Source organism: Mesorhizobium sp. M7A.F.Ca.CA.003.01.2.1 (genome assembly GCF_003998945.1).
GTDB lineage: Bacteria > Pseudomonadota > Alphaproteobacteria > Rhizobiales > Rhizobiaceae > Mesorhizobium > Mesorhizobium ciceri.
The window spans coordinates 1-3167 of the sequence record NZ_RZRA01000687.1; the positions used below are offsets into that span (position 1 = coordinate 1).

The following is a 3167-nucleotide window of genomic DNA, read 5'->3' on the forward strand; positions in this document are numbered from 1 at the left end:
AAGTCAGCCGTGGGTCCGAGAGCACCGCGTCGTACCAGCGCAGCGACGGGCCGGTGAAGGGCGGGATCGGGAACGACGTCGCCTGCAGCGAAAACAGTACCAGCACGATCACGGGCAGGAAGATGAAGCCGTAGACGGCAAGCGCGTAGAGCCAGGAGGCGATGCGGACAATCCTGCGCATCTCAGGCCCGCTCGATCTTCAGCCAGTGGGCGCAGGCGAGATAGGCGATGGTGACCACCGCCATCAGGATGATCGACAGCGCCGAGGCCAGCGGAAAGTCGCCGCGCCGGCCGATCTGCATCATCACCAGCTGCGGCATCAGCAGCTCGTTGTTGCCGCCCAGGATCTGCGGCGTGATGTAGTCGCCGATGCACAGCACGAAGGTGAGGAAGGCGCCGACCATGATGCCGGGCAAGGTCAGCGGCAGCACGACATGCAGGAAGGTTCGCACCGGCCCGGCGCCGAGATCGGCGGCCGCCTTGCGGTAGCTCGGGCTGAGCTGCTTGAGATTGGCGAAGATCGTCAGCGTCAACAACATGACGAAGAAGTGCACGAAGCCGGTGATGGTGGCGAAACGCGTGTTGGCGAGATGCACAGGCTCGCTGATGAGGCCGGAGCCGGTCAGCGCCCGGTTTATGACGCCGTTCTGCGCCAGCACCAGCAGCCAGGAATAGGAGCGCACGACATAGGAGGTCCAGAACGGCAGCACCGCCAGCATCAGCGCCAGCCGCTGCCAGCGCTCCGGCACCTGTTCGGCGAGGATCCAGGCGAAGGGATAGGCGAGCAGCACCGAGACCACGGTGACGATCGCGGTCACCTCAAGCGAGTTCACCATCGCCTGCCAGTAGGAGGGGTTGGTGAAGAATTGGCTGTAGTTGGACAGCGTGAAGCCGCCGCCCTCATGCGCCGTCAGGCTGGAAAACCCCATGGCAATGAACGGCAGCACGAAGAACAGCAGCGTCCAGCCGAGCGCCGGCGTGACCAGCGCCCAGGGCAGAGCAGAGCTCGCCCGGGGCAGGGTATGGCCCGCCCGGGGCAAGGGGTTGTTTCCAGCCGAGCTCATGAGCGCTATCGGCTCATTTCGCCTGCAGCATTTCGGTCCACATGTCCTGCATCTTCTTGTCGAGATCGGCGTTCGGCGCCGGATAGGCCTGGGCACGCGTCAGGAAGCCCGGCTGTTCGTCGAAGCGCAGCACCTTCTTCTGGTCGTCGGTCAGTGCTGCCTTGGTGTTGGCCGGCATGCCCCAGTAGCAGGAGGAGGTGGCAAGCCGCGCCTGGCCCTCCGGGCTCATAATGTACTGGATGAACTTCAGCGCCATGTCCTTGTTCTTGGAATCCTTGAACATGGCCAGCGACTGCGACCACAGAACCGCACCTTCTTTCGGGATGGAGAAGTCCAGCGCCGGGTTTTCCTTGGCTAGGCCCGCCGTCACCCATTCGCCGCCGCCGACCAGTATGTCGACCTCGCCCGTCGCCAGCGCCGTCTGGCTGGCGGTCACTTCGCCGACCAGCTTGGCATTGGCTTTCATCTTCAAGAGCTCGTCCTTGAGGGCGGGCAGGTCGGCTTCGGTGAGATCGGCCGTCTTCTTGCCGATCGCCAGTGCGGCCATGCCGATGACCGGCAGGTAGTAGTCGTAGATGGCGACCTTGCCCTTGTACTTGTCGCCGGTCAGGGCCGCCATCGACTGCATGTCGGCCGGATCGACCTTGGTCTTGTTGTAGCCGATCGTGTTGTAGCCGAACTTTTCGGTGATGCCGTAGCGCTTGCCGCCGACCATGGTGGAGCCGTTCATCTTCACCTGCGCAAACAGGTCGGCCAGCGGCAGCTTGTCTTCCGGCAGCGGCTCGAACAGGCCTTTTTCGACGCCGCGCGGCACGTCGATCGAATCGATCACCATCACGTCCCAGTCGCCCGGCTGCGACTGTTCGACGATGGCGAGGCCAGCGCCGGTGCCCTCGAAATCCTTGACGTTGACCTTGACGCCATTGGCCTCCTCGAAGGGCTGCAGCAGCGCCGGATCGGCATGATCGCACCAGATCAGCGCGTTGAGGTCGGCGGCCTGGACAGCGCTGCCGGCTGCGAGCAACAGCGCCGCGGCCGCGCACGCAGCATGCAGATGGCTCTTCAACATGGAAAGCGAATTCATGGTCTTGGAATGTGCGGACATCGAGTGTTCTCCCTTGCCTTTGTGGCTTCTTGCAAAAAATTGAACCAATTCTAAAATTGAGTCAATTCTGTTTTTGTGGAAAGAGGCTGGAATGAGCGGATTGCGGGCAAGGCAAAAGGCGGACCGGCACAGGCGCATCATCGAAGCGGCGGCGGAACTGTTTCGAGAGGCCGGCTATGAGGGCGCCAAGATAGAGGCGATCGCCACGCAGGCCGAGGTCTCGGTCGGCACCATCTACAATTACTACGAGAACAAGGGCGACATCCTCGGCGCCATCGTCTCGCTGGAGGTCAACGAGGTGCTGAATGCCGGGCAGGGCGTCGTCGCCAGGCCGCCGGCCAATGTCGGCGATGCGCTGGATACGCTGATCGGCATCTACATCGAGCACTCGCTGCACTATCTCAGCAAGGAGATGTGGCGGCAGGCAATGGCGATCTCGACGCAACTGCCCGACAGCCCGTTCGGCCAGGCCTACACCGCGCTCGACCGCGCGCTGACCGAACAGATCCGCGCCCTGATCGCCCGGCTGCAGGCGCTCGGCCTGGTGCGCCAGGACATCGACGGGGCGGCGCTCGGCGAACTGATCTTCAACAACATGAACATGATGTTCATCGAGTTCGTGAAACGCGACGCGGCGAGGATACCGGAGCTGCGCGCAGCGATACGGAGGCAGAACCGGATTTTGGTGGCGGCGATCGGGGTGTGAGGGAGTCAGGAGCAGACAGGAGAAAATCGTCGGTTCGGCATATTGTCATTTCACACCAGCGCTCGCCTCTTGAGTTGAATTTAAAGCCTGGTACAACTTAAGGGAGCATAAAAAGGGGAGGCGTAAATGGGGGCGTTTTCCATCTGGCATTGGGCGATCATGCTGCTGTTGATCGGCGTGCCTGTTTTCTTTGCTGTTCGATCGGCCGCGAAGCCGTCGCAGAATCCTGAGGCTCTTGTGGGCTTCGGCGGCTGGCTGATGCTGCTGGCTATCGGTCAGGCATTGTCACCGC

General features: G+C 62.4%; 3 protein-coding genes and 1 pseudogene. 1 reads left to right on the forward strand and 3 read right to left on the reverse strand.

Annotation, left to right across the window (positions count from 1 at the left end; genetic code table 11):
* The 3 genes and pseudogenes from EN969_RS23705 to EN969_RS23715 all read right to left on the reverse strand — a co-directional run.
* A pseudogene (locus tag EN969_RS23705) lies at positions 1-181 on the reverse strand (ABC transporter permease); the annotation flags it as partial.
* 1 nt (position 182) lies between these two features.
* Positions 183-1064, reverse strand: coding sequence for an ABC transporter permease (locus EN969_RS23710; protein WP_063168083.1), 882 nt, complete (start codon positions 1062-1064; stop codon positions 183-185).
* Positions 1065-1077: 13 nt separating this feature from the next.
* On the reverse strand, positions 1078-2169 hold the full coding sequence (locus tag EN969_RS23715; RefSeq protein WP_063168082.1) for a spermidine/putrescine ABC transporter substrate-binding protein: 1092 nt from the start codon (positions 2167-2169) through the stop codon (positions 1078-1080).
* A 91-nt stretch (positions 2170-2260) separates the two neighbouring features.
* Here EN969_RS23715 and EN969_RS23720 point away from each other — a divergent pair, with 91 nt between their 5' ends.
* Entirely contained in the window at positions 2261-2875 is a 615-nt protein-coding gene (locus tag EN969_RS23720; protein WP_024503901.1) for a TetR/AcrR family transcriptional regulator, read from the forward strand.
* Positions 2876-3167 lie beyond the last annotated feature (292 nt).